12 protein-coding genes are annotated in these 19,577 nt (G+C 60.1%); 6 read left to right on the top strand and 6 right to left on the bottom strand.

The features are described 5' to 3' along the window. Nucleotides 1-84: 84 nt before the first annotated feature. Nucleotides 85-5,484, bottom strand: coding sequence for a hypothetical protein (locus tag AC07OT_RS18135; protein ID WP_495108677.1), 5,400 nt, complete (start codon nucleotides 5,482-5,484; stop codon nucleotides 85-87). A gap of 247 nt (nucleotides 5,485-5,731) precedes the next feature. After that, nucleotides 5,732-6,961 (bottom strand): MFS transporter, encoded by a 1,230-nt coding sequence (locus AC07OT_RS18130; protein WP_495108676.1) that lies wholly within the window; start codon nucleotides 6,959-6,961, stop codon nucleotides 5,732-5,734. A 118-nt stretch (nucleotides 6,962-7,079) separates the two neighbouring features. Between AC07OT_RS18130 and AC07OT_RS18125 the strand changes: the two genes are divergently transcribed. Further along, a complete protein-coding gene (locus tag AC07OT_RS18125; RefSeq protein WP_495108675.1) occupies nucleotides 7,080-7,976 on the top strand; it encodes a LysR family transcriptional regulator in 897 nt (298 codons plus the stop codon). An 89-nt stretch (nucleotides 7,977-8,065) separates the two neighbouring features. Beyond that, a complete protein-coding gene (locus AC07OT_RS18120; protein WP_495108674.1) occupies nucleotides 8,066-8,848 on the top strand; it encodes a DUF2242 domain-containing protein in 783 nt (260 codons plus the stop codon). A gap of 1 nt (nucleotide 8,849) precedes the next feature. Here AC07OT_RS18120 and aceE read toward each other — a convergent pair whose 3' ends face one another. After that, complete coding sequence (gene aceE, locus AC07OT_RS18115; protein WP_495108673.1) at nucleotides 8,850-11,510, bottom strand: pyruvate dehydrogenase (acetyl-transferring), homodimeric type; 2,661 nt, start codon at nucleotides 11,508-11,510, stop codon at nucleotides 8,850-8,852. A 145-nt stretch (nucleotides 11,511-11,655) separates the two neighbouring features. Here aceE and AC07OT_RS18110 point away from each other — a divergent pair, with 145 nt between their 5' ends. Together AC07OT_RS18110 and AC07OT_RS18105 are read left to right on the top strand one after the other, a co-directional pair. Beyond that, entirely contained in the window at nucleotides 11,656-12,132 is a 477-nt protein-coding gene (locus AC07OT_RS18110; protein ID WP_495108672.1) for a MarR family winged helix-turn-helix transcriptional regulator, read from the top strand. 370 nt (nucleotides 12,133-12,502) lie between these two features. Then, on the top strand, nucleotides 12,503-12,760 hold the full coding sequence (locus AC07OT_RS18105) for a hypothetical protein (protein WP_139237758.1): 258 nt from the start codon (nucleotides 12,503-12,505) through the stop codon (nucleotides 12,758-12,760). A gap of 8 nt (nucleotides 12,761-12,768) precedes the next feature. Here AC07OT_RS18105 and AC07OT_RS18100 read toward each other — a convergent pair whose 3' ends face one another. Both AC07OT_RS18100 and AC07OT_RS18095 read right to left on the bottom strand, forming a co-directional pair. After that, a complete protein-coding gene (locus AC07OT_RS18100) occupies nucleotides 12,769-13,803 on the bottom strand; it encodes an AraC family transcriptional regulator (RefSeq protein WP_065940144.1) in 1,035 nt (344 codons plus the stop codon). Between the two features lie 4 nt (nucleotides 13,804-13,807). Further along, nucleotides 13,808-14,938 carry a carbon-nitrogen hydrolase family protein gene (locus AC07OT_RS18095; protein WP_065940143.1) on the bottom strand — a complete coding sequence of 377 codons (1,131 nt, stop codon included), beginning with the start codon at nucleotides 14,936-14,938 and terminating at the stop codon, nucleotides 13,808-13,810. A 211-nt stretch (nucleotides 14,939-15,149) separates the two neighbouring features. On the opposite strand from AC07OT_RS18095, the gene AC07OT_RS18090 reads away from it, so the two are divergent. Further along, a complete protein-coding gene (locus AC07OT_RS18090) occupies nucleotides 15,150-17,189 on the top strand; it encodes an oxidoreductase (RefSeq protein ID WP_495108671.1) in 2,040 nt (679 codons plus the stop codon). A gap of 57 nt (nucleotides 17,190-17,246) precedes the next feature. Further along, nucleotides 17,247-18,131 (top strand): 1-aminocyclopropane-1-carboxylate deaminase/D-cysteine desulfhydrase, encoded by an 885-nt coding sequence (locus AC07OT_RS18085; protein WP_495108670.1) that lies wholly within the window; start codon nucleotides 17,247-17,249, stop codon nucleotides 18,129-18,131. Here the strand turns inward: AC07OT_RS18085 and ispG are convergent. Beyond that, nucleotides 18,128-19,411 (bottom strand): flavodoxin-dependent (E)-4-hydroxy-3-methylbut-2-enyl-diphosphate synthase, encoded by a 1,284-nt coding sequence (ispG, locus tag AC07OT_RS18080; RefSeq protein ID WP_495108669.1) that lies wholly within the window; start codon nucleotides 19,409-19,411, stop codon nucleotides 18,128-18,130. The genes AC07OT_RS18085 and ispG overlap by 4 nt on opposite strands. Between the last annotated feature and the right edge of the window lie 166 nt (nucleotides 19,412-19,577).

Genomic DNA, 19,577 nt, shown 5'->3' with positions numbered 1-19,577 from the left:
AGAGCGCGCCGTTGATGGAGCGGACTGTAATAAGTCCCTATGCTCACTGGGTTCCCATGAGTTGCAGATGGTTTCATACAGGGCCTAGGTAAAATCTTCGTAATCACTCAAATCGGCATTGTTGTGGGTGGCATCATCTTGGGCACGTTGGGCATCCGCGACCCGTTTGTTGTGTTGTTCAATTTCAGCCTGTGTCATTGGTCGCGGAGTTTTTGGGGTAGAGGGTTGAGCAACCCCTTGGGCAGAAAATTTCACGGGTTTGTAGCTTGGGTCAGGGTAGTACTTCATGACGCCGTTATCCAACTGGCCTATCTCAACATATTTGTTTTCTACTTGTCGTTTAACGCCCAGAAACCGGTCATCCAGATAATCCCTGCGAGCAGCCCTGTGGGGAAAGTTATTCAGATGCATGGATTCCACATTAGGCTGCACGTACATTGTTCCTTCATAGCCTTTCACCGGTTTTTTCGTGAGTTTTGCAAACTGCGCAGCGAATGAATTGGCACCGCCGTTAGCAGAATTGCATACAGTCAGGCGAATTTCGTCATAGTCCTCAATCTTTACCCTAGTACGTTTTAAATGGTCGAGGAACTCTCTGGGCGCCAGGTGCTCACCGTTCACTAATATACTGGTGGAACCATCCATTGGATTCACGACGCCATGAGCATCCAGAGTGAGCCGTTTGGCTCCGCCATGAATGTCCTCAAATAAAACAAGCCCTTCATCCAACACCCTGACGTTTTTAATCTCGCCGCCCATCGCGATGCTATTTGGATTAAAAAAAGCCAGCGGTTTTCCATAGGGAGCGTTGTTCGTCAGGCTATAGGGGTACCATTTGCCCTTGAAGAAAACTGCAGTCCCTTCGAAGACCTCGTCCATGATCTTGAACGTACCGGTGGCGGCAGCATCGAAGCGCTTGCTGGCTGCCACCAGATCAAAACTATTCATTGACCCAAGCAATCGTCTGGTACCTGCCAGGTCGCCGATGGTTCCTCCCAGTTTCGAGGCCAAATGGCCTCCTGCATGGATCAGCCTTTGACCACCGTTTACAATCAGTCGACCCAGATCATCAATACCGCTCGCCGGGTTGAGGGCACTGAGTGTCAGTCGACCGATGACCCTTGCCCCCTGGAGCACGCGAGCGGCTGTCGAGGCGCCGGAAGCTGCGGCTTTTAGGCCGGCAGAAGCACCTCCAGTCGCAAACGCCATCACAACGCCCAGGATATCTAAGCCCAAGTCGACGAGACCTGCGCCAATCTTGCCTTGTTGGAAATTGACAATCGCTGACCTGAGGGGAATGAGGTTCATCACTACTTCATGTAAGAACTTATCGGTGTTGAATTCGGTCTCGAAGGTTGTCACACCTTTTGCCTGGGCTTGCAGTCTGTCGATGGCAGCGTCCTGGATCGCGGCACCGGCAATAAGGGTCGTTCTGTCGCTGAAGTAACTTTTGGGCGTGGTGTCGGTGTCGGCTTGCTCCTGGAGCAGGTGCTGCTGTGTATTCGAGGGAGTAAGGGGTTGCATGTACTCAGTGTCGATCTGGGACTCGCTGACAATCCCGGCCTTGACATTATCAAGATCACTCCGATGGCGAACGCTGGCCTCTTTCAAGTCAAACTCAAAGGTCTTGGGATCTCCCCCAAGCGTGGTTTTTATGATGAGACGGTCCGGGTTTGGCGTATAGGCATAGGTCGGCGCGGATGAGATGCCAAGAGCCCCTTTTTTTTTGGCATCTATTACTTTAAATAGCTCCAGCTTCCCTAACTCCAAGTGCTTGCGGTCCTCCAGGGGCATTTTTGAAATCAGGTGTTTGACGACAGTCGGCAAGTGTTGTTTTAGCTTGGGCCTGTAAGCAGAAAAGGCTTGCTCGAATTTACTGGTTATATCGGGAAGTTCCCCTTGCCTGGCGAGCAGGCTGCGGAGGTCGACCTTGCTGTTGGAAGATACCCAGTAGTTAAGCTTCAATCGATTGCTCGTGCCGGACCCTGTGCCAAGCGTCCCGTTTACAACAGTTTCCGTAGGTTTGAGAATACCGGCGGGCGTCCCCAGTTTGTCCGCCATATACAGATCCAGAAACGAGTAAGGCCCCTTATAGTCCCGATGAGGTGAGGCCACATTGATGCATTTTTCTTCGAAAGGGATCTGTTCACCGAAGACCCTTTTCAGTTCGGCCAATGCCATTGCCTTTCGGTTCGGCATGTCGACATGCAAGGCTGTAGATGCGGCTTTCAATTCGGTGATTTGGTTGTTAAACGCTTCGAGAACGGTGTTCAGTTGCTGATCGCTATACGCGTCCCGAGCGTTAACCTTAAGAAGTCCCTGGGCAATTCCCCAATCTTTCAATGCCGATTTTCTGGCAGCTTGCTCGATACCTTGTGCCGACTGGGTAATTGGGGCCAGGTCTGCGTAGGCCATGATTTGGGCAAACGTCATTTTCGCCGAGGCACCCGGCGCTTGTGCCTCGACACGGGCGACGGCTGTTGTAAAGGTGACCCAGGTATGTGAGCCCATGGTCACGGTTTCGGGAATATCTTTGACCAGTAGAGCCGGGGCCTTGTGTGACAATAACAAGAGCGCCGCTGCGCAGGCCATGTTCCGAGGGACTCTAGCGTTTTTGACCAAGTGATCGGTCAAGTCCTTGACCACGACAGAAGGAGGCGTGTGCCAGTACTGACTCTTGGTCAGGTCAAAACCTGCAATGGTTGTTCTCGCCGGGGAGGCGGGGTTAAGCGGGCTGGCCTGATGCTCAAGCTCGGCACTGAGCGCCGCCAGGACCAAGTCATTGGCAGTCGACGCGGAGGCGATGCCTTGATATTCATTTTGAAGTGTTACTCCCAGCGCCTTGGCGCGAGGTGTGTTGAGCACTTTACCGAGCCACTGTCGGGCATTGTCCAGTGTTATCTCGGGACCGCCCTCATAGGCGGAGAGGCTGACAGTTGAGCCCAGGCTGCCCAGCAATCCTTTCGAGGTGTCGTAATCCTTGGATAATCTCAGGGAGGTTACCAGACTTGCGCGAGCCTTATCGTCTAGAGGGATGGGCCAGGACAGGGCACCGCCTAAATTGCCATGCCGCGCAGAGGTCAACGGTTGGCGCTTGAGATGACCGATCAGATTGATCAGTTCTTCAGTATTTTTCGGTTGAAACCAACCGTTCATACGGATGAATTCTTCCAGGGTGACGGATTTCTCAGCCAAATCCTCCTCTGATGCCAGGAACGAACCGGGTGCAAGTGTGATCCTGGTGGTTTTCAGTGCATTGGCCAGCTCAGTCTGAGCATCGCCGATGGCACTCAGCTGAGTGGCCAGGGAGTGTTCATTCAGAATGGCCCCCAAGCGCCTCTGTGCCACTTCAATGGTTGCTAGCGACTTTGATGGGGAGGCTGCACGCGAAGAGAGGTTTTGCTGAGCGGGGAAGGCATTGGTCTTGCGAAGTATCGCAACCCGCTGCTCCAAGGTGGTCTTTGACCACACAGATGGCTCATCGTAAAACGCCGCGATGTCTTCGAGAGTGGCGTCTTCGGGGCTGTCGGACAGCAAGGCGTCCGGAGTCGGTACTTGGGCGGCGGCCGCGAGGATCAGCGGCCAGGTCAGAGGCAACGACTCTAAGTCTTGCCCGCTAAACACTTTAGAATTGCCGTTGACGTAGCATTTCAGCCCGCCGTCATCGGTGATCTCGAATGGCTTCGACAGGTCCACCCCGTTGAGGCCTGCCCAGCTTTTAAGCTCGGCATTGTTGAGCAGCGAGTGAAGGTGAGCCTTCCATTGCCCGAGCGTCGAGTGCCGTGGAATGTTTTTGATAACGAGTTTACGAAGATCAGCAGGGGGGGTACTCGCTGCGTATTCGTCCAGCTCATTTGCGTAAAGCTGTGCCAACTCGCTGTCACCGATTTCCTGCGCAGTGCCGTCAACCATCTTGATGGAGCCTAACCGCTCGGACAACGCGACAACGGCTTCTCTGTCGACTGGAAGGGGCCACCCGTGAGCTTTGATGAAATCTCCGACACTTGCGGTCTCGCCAGCATTCGCCGTCCATTGGCTATACGTGCTGTCTGGATCGATAGGAATACGTTGTGCCGTCGGCCCGATCAACTGCGATTCGAGAGAATGAGTTGATCCAGCGTCAGGGCTCAGAAGGGAGGCAATGGAGTCGAGTGCTTTGATCAATTCTCGTCGATTGGCTACGTTGCCAAGAGTGGTCTTGGCCGTCGCCAGGGTTTCCTCGCTGCGTGGATCGGTAGGGCTCAGTGTCAATGCGCCGTTGGTACTACTCAAGTGAGTATCCAAAGCATGAAAGTCGCCCGTTTTTTCGATGTCGTGACGATAAAACCTAGCTACGTCATGCAGGGGGGTTGTGCTTTCCCAGTCATCATCCATCTGATAATAAGGGGCTCCCAGTGCTTTAGCTGCGCTTATTAACAAAGACCACCACTGTGGAGGATTTTGATGGTAGGTAATCTGCTCCGTATCGCCATTTTTTGGGTACGAGATCGCACCTAGGCCGCCGGATGGTGTGACGTGGACCCGAAAATGCTTGAGGTCGATCCCCTCCTTGGAGGCCCACTCTTTGACGTCCGTGCTATCGAGGATCTTTCTGAAGTGCGCTCGCCATTGTCCGAGTAATGAATCTTTCGGGATGTTTTCAAGTGGTTGAAAGCCAGGATAATGGCGATAACTTAACAGTTTCTGGTGAAAGAGCACGGCCAGTGCGGCGTCCCCGGCGCTACGGGGGCTAACCGCAGGGGGGGATAAGTCGGGGCTTTGAGTTTCGTCGAGAGTGATAGCTTTGCGCTTGATGAACGTTTCCAACGCTTGCTTCTGGGTGTTGAGTTGATCCTCACTTCGTGGGTCGGAAAGGTCAAGATTGAGCGCGCCCTGATTGTTGTCCAGTTCAAGGGCACGCTGTTCGAACGCCGCTTTGGTTGATGCTAATGTCCCGTGATCACGAAAAAACCGGGATATTTCAAGCACTCCGACCGTCGTGTGCCCAGCGCTGATAGCTCCACTGTCGCTCGCCAGTACTTGGGCCGCATTCATCAGCAGACGCCACTCATCCGGAACCGTTTTCATCGCTTCAAAGGCCGAGAGGCTCTTGATTGTTCCGTCCGCCTTAACCTGCCCTATGGCGTTTTTTGATGGATCAATGCTGATACCTTTTGTCAGATCGATACCATTGGCAAGCGCCCACACCTTTAGCGCCGGAAGTTGCAATAGCTTATTCAGATGAGCGCGCCATTGGCCGTACAGCGAGTCGGTGGAAATATTGTCGATAGAGTCACTGCTGGAGATCGCGACGGGCAGTTCGTTTGCGTATTTGCGCAGTGCTGTGGCGTAAGTGATGGCAAGGTCTCTGTCGGCTTGGGCGCGGGGCGTCAGATCGTTCGCCTCCGAGGCATGCCGAGAGTCTGTTTCCTCCTGCCGCATCTCTCGCAATGCGGCAGCAGCAGTTTGTGGAGCAATATTGCGTAGGGTGTCGATGCTTCTCATGGCCTAGACTTCTCGTGTTGCCTAAGAGGGTGTTTTGAGCAGAGGTCTAGTTGGGTGGCTACTGAGGTGAGGAGGTTCCGGAGTTGGGGGGGTAGTTATATGAATGGATGTGATCCCGCCCTCACATGAGCCACGGGACATTTTTCCAGGCGCTACCGGATGACTTTGCCAGTGTGGCGGATGTTCCTGCCGTGCTGCAGGTGTTCGACGAGGTAATCACTTGGTTAGTCGGCACGGGCAATAACCATCAATGGGGCACTGAGCCCTGGTCGGCGTCGCTCCGGCGAGTGGCGCAAGTGGCTGAAGCCTGCGCGGCCGTCTGCAATGCGCCGGCCCACGCCAATAGCATCAGAAGCACAACCGCCCATGGAAAGGCCGCAACGCCCCAACCTTGAAGCAATACACCACCCGCCAGGCCGCCGCCGGCTATCCCCAGGTTCCACACGGTCACCAGCATCGATTGTGCGGCATCCGCCGACTCGCCCGCCGATTGGGCCAGTGCGGTTTGCAGCAATGCCGGCAAACCGCCGAACGCCAGGCCCCATAACGCCACGGCGATATAGATGACTGCCGGCACATTGATCCACAACGCCAGCGCCAGGGCGATCAGGCCAAACAGCGCACAGCTGATCAGCAGCAAGGCGCGCAGCCACCGGTCAATCAATACACCTGCCAGCCAGATGCTCAGCACCGCCGAGAGGCCGAACACCAGCAGCACTCGGTCAACGTCTGCCTCAACCCCGGCGGGCACCAGCAACGGGGCGATGTAGGTGTACAGAATGTTATGGGCCAGCACGTAGGTAAACGTCACCCATAGCACCGGACGAACGCCCGGCAGGTTCAGCACCTGGCGCAGCCCCAGGCGTTTATCCGCGCGTTCGCCGGCAAAGTCCGGCAGTTGCCAGCGTGCCCAGACGAGCAGTATAAGGGTCAGCCCGGTCATGATCGCAAAGCTCAAGCGCCAGCCAACGGCGGTGCCGAGGAAGGTACCCGCGGGTACACCCAGCGACAGCGCCAGCGGTGCACCCAGCATCGCCACGGCAATGGCGCGACCTTGCAGGTGTGGCGCCACCATTCGGCTCGCGTACCCCGCCAGCAACGCCCACAGCAACCCGGCGAAGACCCCGGCAAAAAAGCGCGCCACCAGGGTCAACCCGTAATGGCTGGACAGCGCGGTTACGCTGTTGACCAAGGCAAACCCGCCAATGGCCAGCAGCAGCAAGGGCCGCCTGCGCCAGCCGCGGGTCAGCAGCGTCAGGGGGATGGCAGCCAGCAACGAGCCAAGGGCGTAGAGGGTAACCAATTGGCCGACCAAGGCGGGCGACACGCCCAGGCCTTCGCCCATCTGCGGCAGAAGCCCGGCGGGCATGGCTTCGGTGAGGATGGTGATAAAGCCGGCGCTGGCCAGGGCCAGTAGACCGCCCAGGGGCAATGAGTCCCGCTGGGCTGATGTGCTGATTGAAGGGCTGCTGCTCATGAGGGTTTATCCAGGTAAAAGGGCAAGCAGGCAGAGTAGGGGGCTGTGACTGACGGAAAAACAGGCTAAGGTTCCGAACTTATCGGACGCCGGTGTCCGCAATCGCTGGAGGCAGATCATGGACAGCTTGGGCAGCCTGTCGGTATTTGTGCAGGTGGCGCAGACGCTCAGCTTCACCGCCGCCGGCCGCGTGCTGGGGGTGTCGTCGTCGGCCGTGGGCAAAAGCATTGCGCGGATGGAAGAGCGCCTGGGCGTGCGGCTGTTTCACCGCAGCACGCGCAGTATCACCTTGACCAGTGAAGGTGCACTGTTCCTTGAGCGCTCGCGGCGGATTCTCGCTGAGGTGGAAGCGGCCGAGCAGGAACTGACAGACGCCGCTTCAACGCCACGGGGCAAGTTGCGCATCAGTGTGCCGCAGGTGCGGGGCTTGTTGATGCCGGTGCTCAGTGACTTTATGCGCACCTACCCGGAGATCGAGTTGGACGTGGATTTTTCCGACCGCATGGTGGACGTGATCGAGGAAGGTTTCGATGCGGTGATTCGCACCGGCAAACCGGAAGATTCGCGTTTGATGGCGCGTCATCTGGGCCACTACCAGTTGGTACTCGTCGCCACACCGGGCTACTTCGCCCAACACGGCACGCCGCAGCAACCACAGGACCTCAATGGCCACGCCTGCCTGCGCCACAAGTTCTGCGCCACGGGCAAGCTCGAGCCCTGGCCGTTGCGCCTTGCCCCGGGGGCTGCGGAACCGCTGTTACGTACGCCGTTGGTCAGTACCACCATCGAGTCTCTGAACCATGTGGTGCTCGAGGGCTTGGGCATTGCCTGCCTGCCGGACTACATGGTCAACCAGGCCGTGGACGAGGGGCGCTTGCAACGGGTGCTGGATGAATACCTGGAGCATCGGGGCAGTTTCTGGATGTTGTGGCCCGGTCGCCATACATCGGCCAAGCTCCGCGTATTTATTGATCATATGTGCGCCGGGCTTTTCCCGGCAGGCTCCGGTGCGTAGCCCTGTGACGTTTTACCGACAGGAATGCGCGCGCCAAGGCCTCGTTCTGTTGCACAATACCGCCCAGACCGTTTTCCTCAGGATTTTCAATGTCGACATCATTCCACTTGCGTAGCTTCGGGCTGGCGCTGGTGCTGGCGGGCGCCGCGGGCTGCTCGTCACCCAAGACCGCTATTTATGAACATGAGAACTTCGACGACTCCGGTACATTTTCCCGGGATTACCCGGTTAGCGATGTAGCGGCGTGCGAGGCCGCGCGGCGTGCCTTGCTGAGCCAGGGCTACATCATCACCAGCAGCGATCCGAAACTGGTCGTGGGTAACAAGAGCTTCCAGCAGACCGGCGAAACGCACCTGCAGATCAGCTTCAACGTGGTGTGCGCCGATGATGGCAAAGGCAAGAACCACTCGACGATGTTCGCCAATGCCCTGCAGGATCGTTATGCGCTGAAGAAGGTCAACAACTCCGCGAGCCTGGGCGTGGGCGTGCTGGGGTCGGTGTCGATGCCGATCGGCTCCACCGATGATTCGATGGTGAAGGTGGCCAGTGAGACGGTGTCCGCGCCGAAGTTCTACGACCGTTACTTTGCGTTGGTGGATGTGTTCCTGCCACAGGAAGTAAAGAAGGCCGAGCATATCCCCGAGCAGCCCAAGGCCGATCTGGGTGTGCCGGAGCCGAAGGCCGCACCGGCTGCAGAGAAAGTCGAGGCGCCGAAGGAAGAGCCTGCCGCACCGGCTGCCTCGGAGCCGGTTGTGCCCGCGCCTGAGGCTGCACCGATTGCGCCGCAGGCCGAACCCGCACCCGCTGCCACCACGCCGGACCTGCCGCCGCCGACAGAAGCGATTCCGCCCCTGCCGACGCCTGCGCAGTAAATCAAACCGCTACGGGGTCGGCCTTGTCGACGTTGATCCCGTAGCGTTTGATCGCTTCACTGACCTTGTCACGGCCAATAACGCCGTCATCCGCCAGTGCCTTCAGGGCAGCCAGGGCGATGAAGTGGCGATCCACCTCAAAGAACGCGCGCAAGGCTTCCCGGGTGTCTGATTGCCCGAACCCATCAGTGCCCAGTGCGATAAAGCGTCGGCCCGGCACAAACGGACGGATCTGATCGGCGAACAGCTTCACGTAGTCCGTCGCCACCACCACTGGCCCGGTTTGCCCGGCCAGGCATTGCTCTACATAACTCACGCGAGGCTCGCTTTCCGGGTGCAGCAGGTTCCAGCGTTCGGCTGCATGCCCGTCACGGCGCAACTCGGTGAGGCTGGTCACGCTCCACACGTTGCTGTGCACGCCGAAGTCGGTGGCCAGCAGTTCAGCGGCGGCGATCACTTCTCGCAGGATCGAACCACTGCCCATCAATTGCACTTGTGCCTGAGGGTTGGCGCTGAGCCGGTATATACCCTTGAGAATGCCGTCTTCCACGCCTTCGGGCATCGCCGGGTGCGGGTAGTTTTCGTTGAGCAGGGTGATGTAGTAGTAGATGTCCTCTTGCTCCACGTACATCCGCCGCATGCCCTCGCGAATAATCACCGCCAGTTCGTAGGCAAAGGTCGGGTCATAGGACACGCAGCACGGAATCACCGACGACAGGATATGGCTATGGCCATCGTCATGCTGCAGGCCTTCGCCCATCAGCGTGGTGCGCCCGGCCGTGGCACCCAGCAGGAAACCACGCGCCCGTGCATCGCCCGCCGCCCAGGCCAGGTCGCCGACACGCTGGAAGCCGAACATCGAATAGAAGATGTAGAACGGCACGGTCATCAGGCCGTGATTGCTGTAGGACGTACTCGCCGCTATCCACGAGGAAATGGCCCCGGATTCATTCAGGCCTTCCTGCATGATCTGTCCGTCCTTGCTCTCCTTGTAATAGCTCAGTTGCCCGGAGTCCTGTGGGGTGTAGAGCTGGCCGACGGCGGAGTGGATGCCGATCTGACGGAACAGGCTCTCCATGCCGAAGGTGCGTGATTCGTCCGGCACGATGGGTACGATCAGCTTGCCCAGGTGCGGGTCTTTCAGCAGGGTGCCGAGGATGCGCACGAAGGCCATGGTGGTTGATATCGCGCGCTCGCCAGTGTCCTTGAGCTGAGTGGCGAAGGCGCTCAGTTCGGGGATCTGCAACGGTTCGACCGCCGTGTGGCGCGCGGGTACATAGCCGCCCAGGGCCTGGCGACGCGCGGCGAAGTAACGGGCTTCTTCGCTGTCGGCGGTGGGCTTGAGGTACGGAATTTCAGCGAGTTGCTCATCGGGCACTTCCAGGCCGAAGCGGTCGCGGAAGGCTTTGACGGCGTCGGCGCCCATCTTCTTCAATTGGTGGTTGATGTTCTGGCCTTCGCCGGCTTCGCCCATGCCAAAGCCCTTGACGGTTTTTGCCAGGATCACCGTCGGTTGGCCGCTGTGGCGCACGGCGGCGGCATAGGCGTTGTAGACCTTGTCCGGGTCATGGCCGCCCCGTGAGAGTTTCCAGATATCGTCGTCGGACAGGTCTGCAACCAGTGCCAGCAACTCCGGGTATTTGCCGAAGAAATGTTCGCGCACGTAGGCGCCGTTCTGGGATTTGTAGTTCTGGTAGTCACCGTCCACGCACTCCATCATGCGTTGGCGCAGCAGGCCGCTGGTGTCTTTTTCCAGCAGTGCATCCCAGCCACCGCCCCAGATCACTTTGATCACATTCCAGCCAGCGGCGCGGTACAGGCTTTCGAACTCCTGGATCACCTTGGCATTGCCGCGTACCGGGCCGTCCAGGCGTTGCAGGTTGCAGTTGACCACGAAGATCAGGTTGTCGAGTTTCTCGCGTCCGGCCAGGGAAATGGCGGCCAGGGATTCCGGTTGGTCCATTTCGCCATCACCGAGGAATGCCCAGACCTTGCGGCCCTGGTGTTGCTTGAGGTCACGAAACTCCAGGTAGCGCATAAAGCGCGCCTGGTAGGCCGCCGTGATCGGCCCGAGTCCCATGGACACGGTGGGGAATTGCCAGAAGTCCGGCATCAGCCGTGGGTGGGGGTAGGACGAAATGCCCTCGCCACCGGCTTCGCGGCGGAAGTTATCCAGGTGTGCTTCGCTGATGCGGCCTTCGAGGTAGGCACGGCCGTAGATGCCTGGCGAGGAGTGGCCCTGGATGTACACCAGGTCGCCGTCGAAACTGTCGGTGCGGCCACGGAAGAAGTGGTCGAAACCTACGTCGTACAGCACAGCGGCTGACGCATAAGTGGCGATATGCCCACCCACACCGGAGTGTTTGCCTGCACGCAATACCATGGCCATGGCGTTCCAGCGGATAAACGCGTTGATACGGCGTTCGATGGCCAGGTTGCCGGGGTAGGGCAACTGACGTTCCACCGGGATGGTGTTGACGTAAGGCGTGGTCACCCGCCCGTAGAAGTCGCCATGCCGCGCCACGTCGAAATCCAGCAACTGATCGATCAGGTAATGGGCGCGCGGGCGGCCTTCGGTGGACAGCACCGATTCGATGGACTCCAGCCACTCGCGGGTTTCCTGTGGATCGACGTCGCGTCCGACTGCGTTATTCGAGGTCATGTGAGGCTCCAGGGTAGGCGGATTTCAAGTGACGGGCTCCTTGTGGGAGCGTCGTCAAAGTTGTTGCAATTGCAACTACATGGCCGAATCTAGCGCGGGATGAGCTACTATTGCAACCTTCTTGAAATCCGCCGGATGGTGTTGCATGTCGTCGAAAGAGCCCGATGTATGGTTCCGTTTTGTCAGGGCCCACAGGACGGTCATCCGCGAAATCGAGCGCCGCCTGGCGGCCGCCGACTTGCCGCCTTACGCCTGGTACGACGCTTTATGGGGCCTGGAAAGCGGCCCCGAAGGCACCCGCCGCATGCACGAATTGGCCGATGTACTGGCCATCGAGCGCTATAACCTCACGCGCCTGGTAGACCGCCTGGAAAAGGACGGCCTGGTGCTGCGTTCACGCTCCGACGGCGATGGCCGCGCGGCCTTTGCATCTATCACCGATGCCGGCCGGGCGTTGCGTAAAAAAATGTGGAAGATCTACGAAAGTACGGTGGACGAGTTGTTCCTGTCGCAGATCGAACCGCAGCAGCGCCAGGCGTTTGCCGAGGCGTTGGAGCGTACCGCCGGGATGGCGGTGGAGGCGGGTGTCCAAACCCGTGGTCGACGCAGGTCTGAAACTTGATGCAGATCGAATGTGGGAGGGGGCTTGCTCCCGATAGCGGTGGGTCAGTGACAGATGTGTTGACTGACACCCAGCTATCGGGGGCAAGCCCCAATGCCGGTCAGTTAAGGGACAGAACGGGCAACCCGTCACCTATGGCGAGCGGGCTTGTCGAATCGTCGCACCGCCCGCGTTGGGCTGCGAAGCAGCCCCAAAACATAGCCCCGGAGCTGTCTGGCACACTGCAGTGCTCTTATTGGGGCTGCTGCGCAGCCCAACGCGGGGCAAGCCCGCTCACCACAGTTACAGTGTTCCTCCTTAACTGACTGGCATTGGGGCAAGCCCCCTCCCACAATGGAATGCATTCCCGCCCATTTCAGTGCATCCCTGATTGCAATCGCGCCTCAAAACCCCGGTGCTAAATCCGCATTACGCTGCTACGTTTAATCCTGGAGTGCAGGAACGTCATGACGTCGACATTTTTTCGTCATCACGGCACTTTAGGCTGGCTGTGCAGGTCATTTATCTGCAGCCGCTTTTAATTCAAAACAAGGAGCCCACCATGGACGAATATCAGGAAGAACTGCTGGAGTACCAGGCCTTTGAACTGGATCCTCTGGATCCGGCCGATGACGCCACCGAGCTGTAAGACCGACTTCAGGCGGAATGCCGCTGACTGCGGCGAAATTCCCCTGGGGTCTGGTTGTTCCATCGCCTGAACGCCCGTTGAAACGCCTGGGCCGAGGCAAAACCGAGCAAGTAGGCGATTTCGCCGAATGCCAATTCCGTATCGCGAATGTAGGTCATGGCCAGGTCGCGGCGGGTATCGTTGAGAATCGCGCGAAACTGTGTGCCTTCTTCGGCCAGTTTGCGGCGCAGTGTCCAGGTCGGCAGCTTCAAGCGCGCCGCCACTTCTTCCAGGTCGGGTTCCCGGCCGCCATTGAGCATCGGCCCGAGCAACCGGGTAATGCGCTCGCGCAGGCTGCGGGTGCGGGTCAACTGCTCCAGTTCCCGTTCACACAGTTGCAGCAACAGCTGCCAGGTACTCGGACAATGCTGCGGGTTGCGCAGGGCCAGGGTTTGCTGGCTCAGGCGCAGTTGATTGGCGTCGGCGCCGAACTGGATCGGGCCATCGCCCAGCACCGCGTACTGTTCGCTGTAGTCCGGCGCTGCAAATTCGATTTCAATCCGCTGCGCCTGCACCGGTTGCTGGGCCAGGCTCGACAGTTGCTGCAGCCAGCCGGCGATGATCGAGTCCACCACGAAGCGGTTGTAGGCGTTATAGGGGCTGATGGAATAGAACCGCAGCCAGGCGCCTTCGGCGTCCTCGTGGAAACTCGATTGCCCACGATAATTGGAGCCGTACAGCGCTTCGAAGCGGGTCAGGGTGCGCGCCGCCTCACGTACGTTGGGCGCCTGGGCGGCGGTGACCCCGGCCAGCCCGGCCTGGCTCAGGCGGCTGAGCTGGCCCATGCGCAGGCCCAGGCCGGGGTCGCCGGTGAGTTGGATGGCCGCATGGCCCAGGCGCATATAACGGGGGATCGACAAGCGTGCACCCGCTTCGGCGAGGCGCGCGGGGTCGAGGCCGTATTGCAGCAGCAGCGGTTGCGGGTCGAGGCCGTGGCTGTGGATCGCGTCGGCCAGGGTGTGCACGAAGCCCACCGACAAATCACCCAGGCGCACCGGCTTCACGGGGTTACAGCCAGATATTCAGCAGGCGCGCGCCACGGGCGTCGCCGTCGGCGCTGATCTGCCCGTTGCTGCTGAGAAAACTGTGCCCGGCCGTGCCCAGGTCCCAGAACTGCCCACGCAGGAATACGCTCATGCCCGCGGTTGCCTGGCTGACGGGTTGCTGGCTGATCAGCGTCAGGCGTCGCCAGGCCTCACCTTCGCTGAGCTCTTCAGGCTTGAGGCTGATTTCCGGCGGCGTGGACACGCTCTTGAAGCCGCGCCATGGGCGATCCCAGGTATCGCGACCGAGCACAAAAGCCGGCACCGCAATCAATTGCGCACCTTGCTCGTTGAGCTTGCGATAGTTGTCCGGGTACCAGCTGTCACTGCCGACCAACACGCCGAGACGCCCGGCCGGGGTGTCGACCACGCTGACGATGTTTTCGTCACCGGGTTCGATAAAACCGCGTTCATCGTAGATCGGATAAAGCTGGCGCTGGGGATCGCCGAGGGGCAGGCCGTCCGCCGCGAACACCACGCTGGCGTTGTACAAGGCGCCATGGCCGACCTGCAATTGGCCCTGGCTGACACTCGGGTTCGGCAGCGTGATGGAGCCGGCCACCAGCGTGACGCCAAACTCCTTGGCCAGGCCGCCGAACAGCACCTGATAGTCCCGCGCCATGCCGGAGGCTTTCATGCGCAGGTAGGCGTCATCGGTGCGGTTATCGCCGGTTGCGCTGATCCAGGCACGGGCAAACAGCAGCGGGTTGCTGACCGACAGCCAGTTCATCGCATCCTTCACGTGCAGCGCCTGGTACACCTCGTTTTTTTCGCCGGTCAACATCAGCCAGGTGCCGATATGTTCGGGCAGCACCACAATGGTTTTTTCGTTGATCAATCCCTGGTCCCGGGCCTTTTGCAGGTAGGCCGCGAGCTTCAGGTGCAGGCGTTCCAGGCTCTGGTAATCGGCGGGAAACAGCTCCGGCTGGATGCCCAGCAGGTTGCCGCGATCGGCGGGCAGGCCTTCGTTGACGGCGAGGGTGATGCGCAGGTCCGACAGGTAATGCGCCACAGGGCGCTCCTGGGTCCAGACCAGATACGCGGCGACGGCGGCAACCAGGGCCATGGAGACGGTAAAAGCGAGAAGTTTACGCATGGGGCAACAGACAACAGACCGGGTGCAGGGTTCGCGACTAGGGTAGGGCCCCTGCAACGGCTTGCCAAGGGGCGCTGTGCATTTGGATCAATAACTTGTCAGTTTCAGTCATTGAGCCGTCGTCCACCGCCTCTTAGTCTGTGGGACATAAACCGATGAGGTGCCATTCGAGCCCCTCACGTCCCGTGATGATCCGTTGTGGAGCTGTACCATGACCGCTGCTGCCTACCCGCACCTGCTGGCCCCGTTGGACCTGGGTTTTACCACCTTGCGCAACCGCACCCTGATGGGCTCGATGCACACGGGTCTGGAAGAAAAGCCCGGTGGTTTCGAACGCATGGCGGCGTACTTTGCCGAGCGCGCCCGTGGCGGCGTGGGCCTGATGGTCACCGGCGGCATTGGCCCGAATGATGAAGGCGGGGTGTATTCCGGCGCGGCCAAGCTCACCACCGAAGAGGAAGCGCAGAAGCACAGGATCGTCACGCAGGCCGTGCATGAGGCGGGCGGCAAGATCTGCATGCAGATCCTCCACGCCGGCCGTTACGCCTACAGCCCCAAACAGGTCGCGCCGAGTGCGATCCAGGCGCCGATCAACCCGTTCAAGCCCAAGGAGCTGAACGAGGAGGGCATCGAGAAGCAGATCCAGGATTTCGTCACCTGCTCGCTGCTGGCCCAGGTCGCCGAGTACGACGGCGTGGAAATCATGGGCTCCGAAGGTTACTTCATCAACCAGTTCCTCGCCGCCCACACCAACCACCGCACCGACCGTTGGGGCGGCAGCTACGAAAACCGCATGCGCCTGGCGGTGGAAATCGTGCGCCGGGTGCGCGAAGCCGTTGGCCCGAACTTCATCATTATCTTCCGCCTGTCGATGCTCGACCTGGTGGAAGGCGGTAGCACCTGGGAAGAAATCGTGCAACTGGCCAAGGCCATCGAGCAGGCCGGCGCAACTATCATCAACACTGGCATCGGCTGGCACGAAGCGCGTATCCCGACCATCGCCACCAAAGTACCCCGTGGCGCGTTCAGCAAAGTCACGGCCAAATTGCGCGGTGCGGTGCAGATCCCGCTGATCACCACCAACCGCATCAACACCCCGGAGATTGCCGAGCAGATCCTCGCCGAAGGCGATGCCGACATGGTCTCGATGGCGCGGCCTTTCCTCGCCGACCCCGAGTTCGTCAACAAGGCCGCCGCCGGCCGCGCCGATGAAATCAACACCTGCATCGGCTGCAACCAGGCCTGCCTGGACCACACCTTTGGCGGCAAGTTGACCACCTGCCTGGTCAACCCGCGGGCCTGCTATGAAACCGAACTCAACTACCTACCGGTCAAGCAGATCAAGAAAATCGCCGTGGTCGGTGCCGGCCCCGCAGGCCTGGCCGCCGCCACCGTGGCGGCTGAGCGTGGCCACCAGGTGACCTTGTTCGATTCGGCCAGTGAGATCGGCGGCCAATTCAATATCGCCAAGCGCGTACCGGGCAAGGAAGAGTTTTTCGAGACCCTGCGCTACTTCAATCGCAAGTTGCAGACCACCCACGTCGAGCTGTGCCTCAACACCCGGGTCGACACCGCACAGCTGGTGGCGGGCGGTTACGACGAGATCATCCTGGCCACCGGCATTGCGCCGCGCACGCCGGCGATTCCGGGCGTTGAAAACCCCAAGGTGCTGAGCTACCTGGACGTGATCCTCGAGCGCAAGCCGGTGGGCAAGCGCGTCGCGGTGATCGGCGCCGGCGGCATTGGTTTTGACGTGTCGGAATTCCTTGTGCACGAAGGCGTGTCCACCAGCCTCGACCGCGAAGCGTTCTGGAAGGAATGGGGCATCGATACCCAGTTGCAAGCCCGTGGCGGCGTGGCCGGGATCAAGCCGCAACCCCATGCACCGGCGCGTGAGGTGTTCCTGCTGCAACGCAAGACCTCCAAGGTCGGCGACGGCCTGGGCAAGACCACCGGCTGGATCCACCGTACCGGCTTGAAGAACAAGCGCGTGCAGATGCTTAACAGCGTCGAGTACCTGAAGATCGACGATGACGGCGTGCATATCCGCATCGGCGCCGAGGGTGAGCCGCAGCTGCTGGCCGTGGACAACATCGTCATCTGCGCCGGGCAAGACCCGCTGCGCGAGTTGCAGGACGGCCTGGTCGCCGCAGGGCAGAACGTGCACCTGATCGGCGGCGCCGATGTGGCGGCCGAGCTGGATGCCAAGCGCGCCATCAACCAAGGCTCGCGCCTCGCCGCCGAGCTGTAAGACGACGCAAGGGGCGGTGTTAGACTACCGCCCCTTTTTCCATGCAGATGCCGCCCGATGGGTCCCTTTGACTGGCTTCCCCACGCGCCCCTTGAAGCCATGCGGCTCGATTGGCTCAATGGCGTCGAACTGGCCGTGCTGCGCCTGGACCGCATCGACCCGCTGATCAGCGGCAACAAGTGGTTCAAGCTCACCGAACATTTGGCCCAGGCACGACAGGCCGGTGCCAGCGGCGTCATCAGCCTTGGCGGGGCGTACTCCAACCATCTGCACGCGTTGGCAGCGGCGGGCAAGCGTTTTGGTTTCCCCACTGTCGGCCTGTTGCGTGGTCACCCTCAAGACACCCCCACCGTCCTCGACCTGAAAGCTTTTGGCATGCAGTTGCATTGGCTGGGCTATGCCGGCTACCGCGCGCGCCACGCGGAGGATTTCTGGCTGCCGTGGCGCGCGCACTATCCCGATTTTTACCCCGTGCCCGAAGGCGGCGGCGGGATGGCCGGGGCGTTGGGTTGCGGGGTCTTGGTCGAGCAGGCACGCCGGCAACTGAACACCGTGGGCTGGGCCGATTACGACGCATGGTGGTTGGCGGCAGGTACCGGTACGACGTTGGCGGGTTTGGTCCTGGCAGAGGCGGGCGCACATCCGGTGTATGGCGCCATGGCGGTACCGGATGATCATGGCGTGGCGCAGAACGTGAGTGCCCTGGTGCAGGGCGGTTATGAATTGCTGGACGCCAGCCGGGGTGGCTTTGGAAAGGTTGATTCGCTGTTGCTCGAGTTTATCGACACCACCGAACAGGCCTGCGGTGTACCGCTGGAGCCGCTCTATACCGGCAAGGCGCTGCTGGCGTTGAAGCAGCAGATCGAGGCCGGGCGGTTCGTGCCCGGCACTCGCCTGATCTTCGTGCATACCGGCGGCTTGCAGGGCCGCCGAGGTTTTTAATCGTGCTTGATCAAATCGGATGGCCTCAACAGCTCCAGCAGTTTGGATCTATCTTGGGGATTCTCACCGTATCGCGTCGCGACATACACCTCAAGGAGATGAGTGAATTCCGCGGCAATGCTGTTGCCCTTTAGCGTCGCTACCCGCTCGCCGTCGATATAGACCGGGGCGCTGGGGTGTTCTCCCGCGCCCGGAAGCGAGATGCCGATGTCGGCGAGGCGGCTCTCGCCTGGCCCATTCACAACACACCCCATGACGGCGACATGCAGGTGCTCCGCGCCGGGAAACCGGGCTTTCCAGTCCGGCATTCGAGTCAGAATAAAGCCCTCGATGTCTTGCGCCAGCGTCTGAAAGAAGCTGCTCGTTGTACGCCCGCAGCCAGGGCATGCGACTACCGTCGGAGTGAACGCCCGCAAGCCCATGGCCTGCAGGATGTGTTGTGCAACCAGCACTTCCCGTGTGCGCTCACCGTTGGGTTCTGGGGTAAGGGATATGCGCAGTGTGTCCCCGATACCCTCCTGCAACAGTACCGCCAATGCGGTGGAAGAGGCGACGATACCCTTGGAGCCCATGCCTGCTTCGGTCAGCCCCAGATGCAGCGGAAACTCGCAGCGGCCGGCCAGGTCGCGATACACCGTGATCAAGTCCTGCACCTGACTGACCTTGGCCGACAACACGATGTGATTTGCCGGCAGGCCGACTTCAATCGCGCGCCGGGCGCTTTCCAATGCCGATTCCACCAAAGCCTCGCGCATCACCGCGCCGGCGCTCAGGGGGTGGGCGAGCGCCGCGTTGGCGTCCATCATGCGCGCCAGCAAGTCGGGATCGAGACTGCCCCAGTTGACCCCGATCCTTACGGGTTTGTCGTAGCGGCAGGCGATCTCGATCATCTGGCAAAACTGCTCGTCGCGCTTGGCGCCTTTGCCGACATTGCCCGGGTTGATTCGGTACTTGCCCAATGCTTCGGCGCATTCAGGGTAGGCTGCGAGCAGGCGATGACCATTGAAGTGGAAGTCACCCACCAGCGGTACGCTGACGTTGCGGCGGTCTAGCAGCTCTCGAATGTTTGCTACCTGAGCGGCGGCGTCATGACTGTTGACCGTGATCCGCACCATTTCGGCACCGGCCAACGCCAGGTTCTCGACCTGACGCGCTGTAGCTTGGGCGTCTGCGGTGTCGGTATTGGTCATGGCTTGCACGACGATCGGGTTATCGCTGCCCAGTGTCACCGGGCCTACAGTGACTTGTGTAGTGCGGCGTCGGGGGCGTGCACTGTTCATCGATTCGGCTCCTCTGGCGATTCTGTACGGCATAACAGATGTCCCGGGTATCGGGACCGACGATCTGCGGGTTGCCCTGGGCGGCGTATTGAAGGCCGTGATTGTGCACCTTGGTCACCAGTGGGTTACAAGGCGTGGACAATGGGGCGCTGCCCGCAGCGAGTCG

The organism is Pseudomonas sp. GW821-FHT09C10, from assembly GCF_059418085.1.
This window is presented reverse-complemented; position numbering and strand designations above follow the sequence as displayed.

Excerpts from the sequence above, each read along its gene's own strand:
- AC07OT_RS18110 (WP_495108672.1), top strand. The coding sequence starts at position 11,656 with ATGTCGTCGAAAGAGCCCGATGTATGGTTCCGTTTTGTCAGGGCCCAC.
- AC07OT_RS18120 (WP_495108674.1), top strand. The coding sequence starts at position 8,066 with ATGTCGACATCATTCCACTTGCGTAGCTTCGGGCTGGCGCTGGTGCTG.
- AC07OT_RS18090 (WP_495108671.1), top strand. The coding sequence starts at position 15,150 with ATGACCGCTGCTGCCTACCCGCACCTGCTGGCCCCGTTGGACCTGGGT.
- AC07OT_RS18130 (WP_495108676.1), bottom strand. The coding sequence starts at position 6,961 with ATGAGCAGCAGCCCTTCAATCAGCACATCAGCCCAGCGGGACTCATTG.
- aceE (WP_495108673.1), bottom strand. The coding sequence starts at position 11,510 with ATGACCTCGAATAACGCAGTCGGACGCGACGTCGATCCACAGGAAACC.
- AC07OT_RS18085 (WP_495108670.1), top strand. The coding sequence starts at position 17,247 with ATGGGTCCCTTTGACTGGCTTCCCCACGCGCCCCTTGAAGCCATGCGG.
- ispG (WP_495108669.1), bottom strand. The coding sequence starts at position 19,411 with ATGAACAGTGCACGCCCCCGACGCCGCACTACACAAGTCACTGTAGGC.
- AC07OT_RS18125 (WP_495108675.1), top strand. The coding sequence starts at position 7,080 with ATGGACAGCTTGGGCAGCCTGTCGGTATTTGTGCAGGTGGCGCAGACG.
- AC07OT_RS18135 (WP_495108677.1), bottom strand. The coding sequence starts at position 5,484 with ATGAGAAGCATCGACACCCTACGCAATATTGCTCCACAAACTGCTGCT.
- AC07OT_RS18095 (WP_065940143.1), bottom strand. The coding sequence starts at position 14,938 with ATGCGTAAACTTCTCGCTTTTACCGTCTCCATGGCCCTGGTTGCCGCC.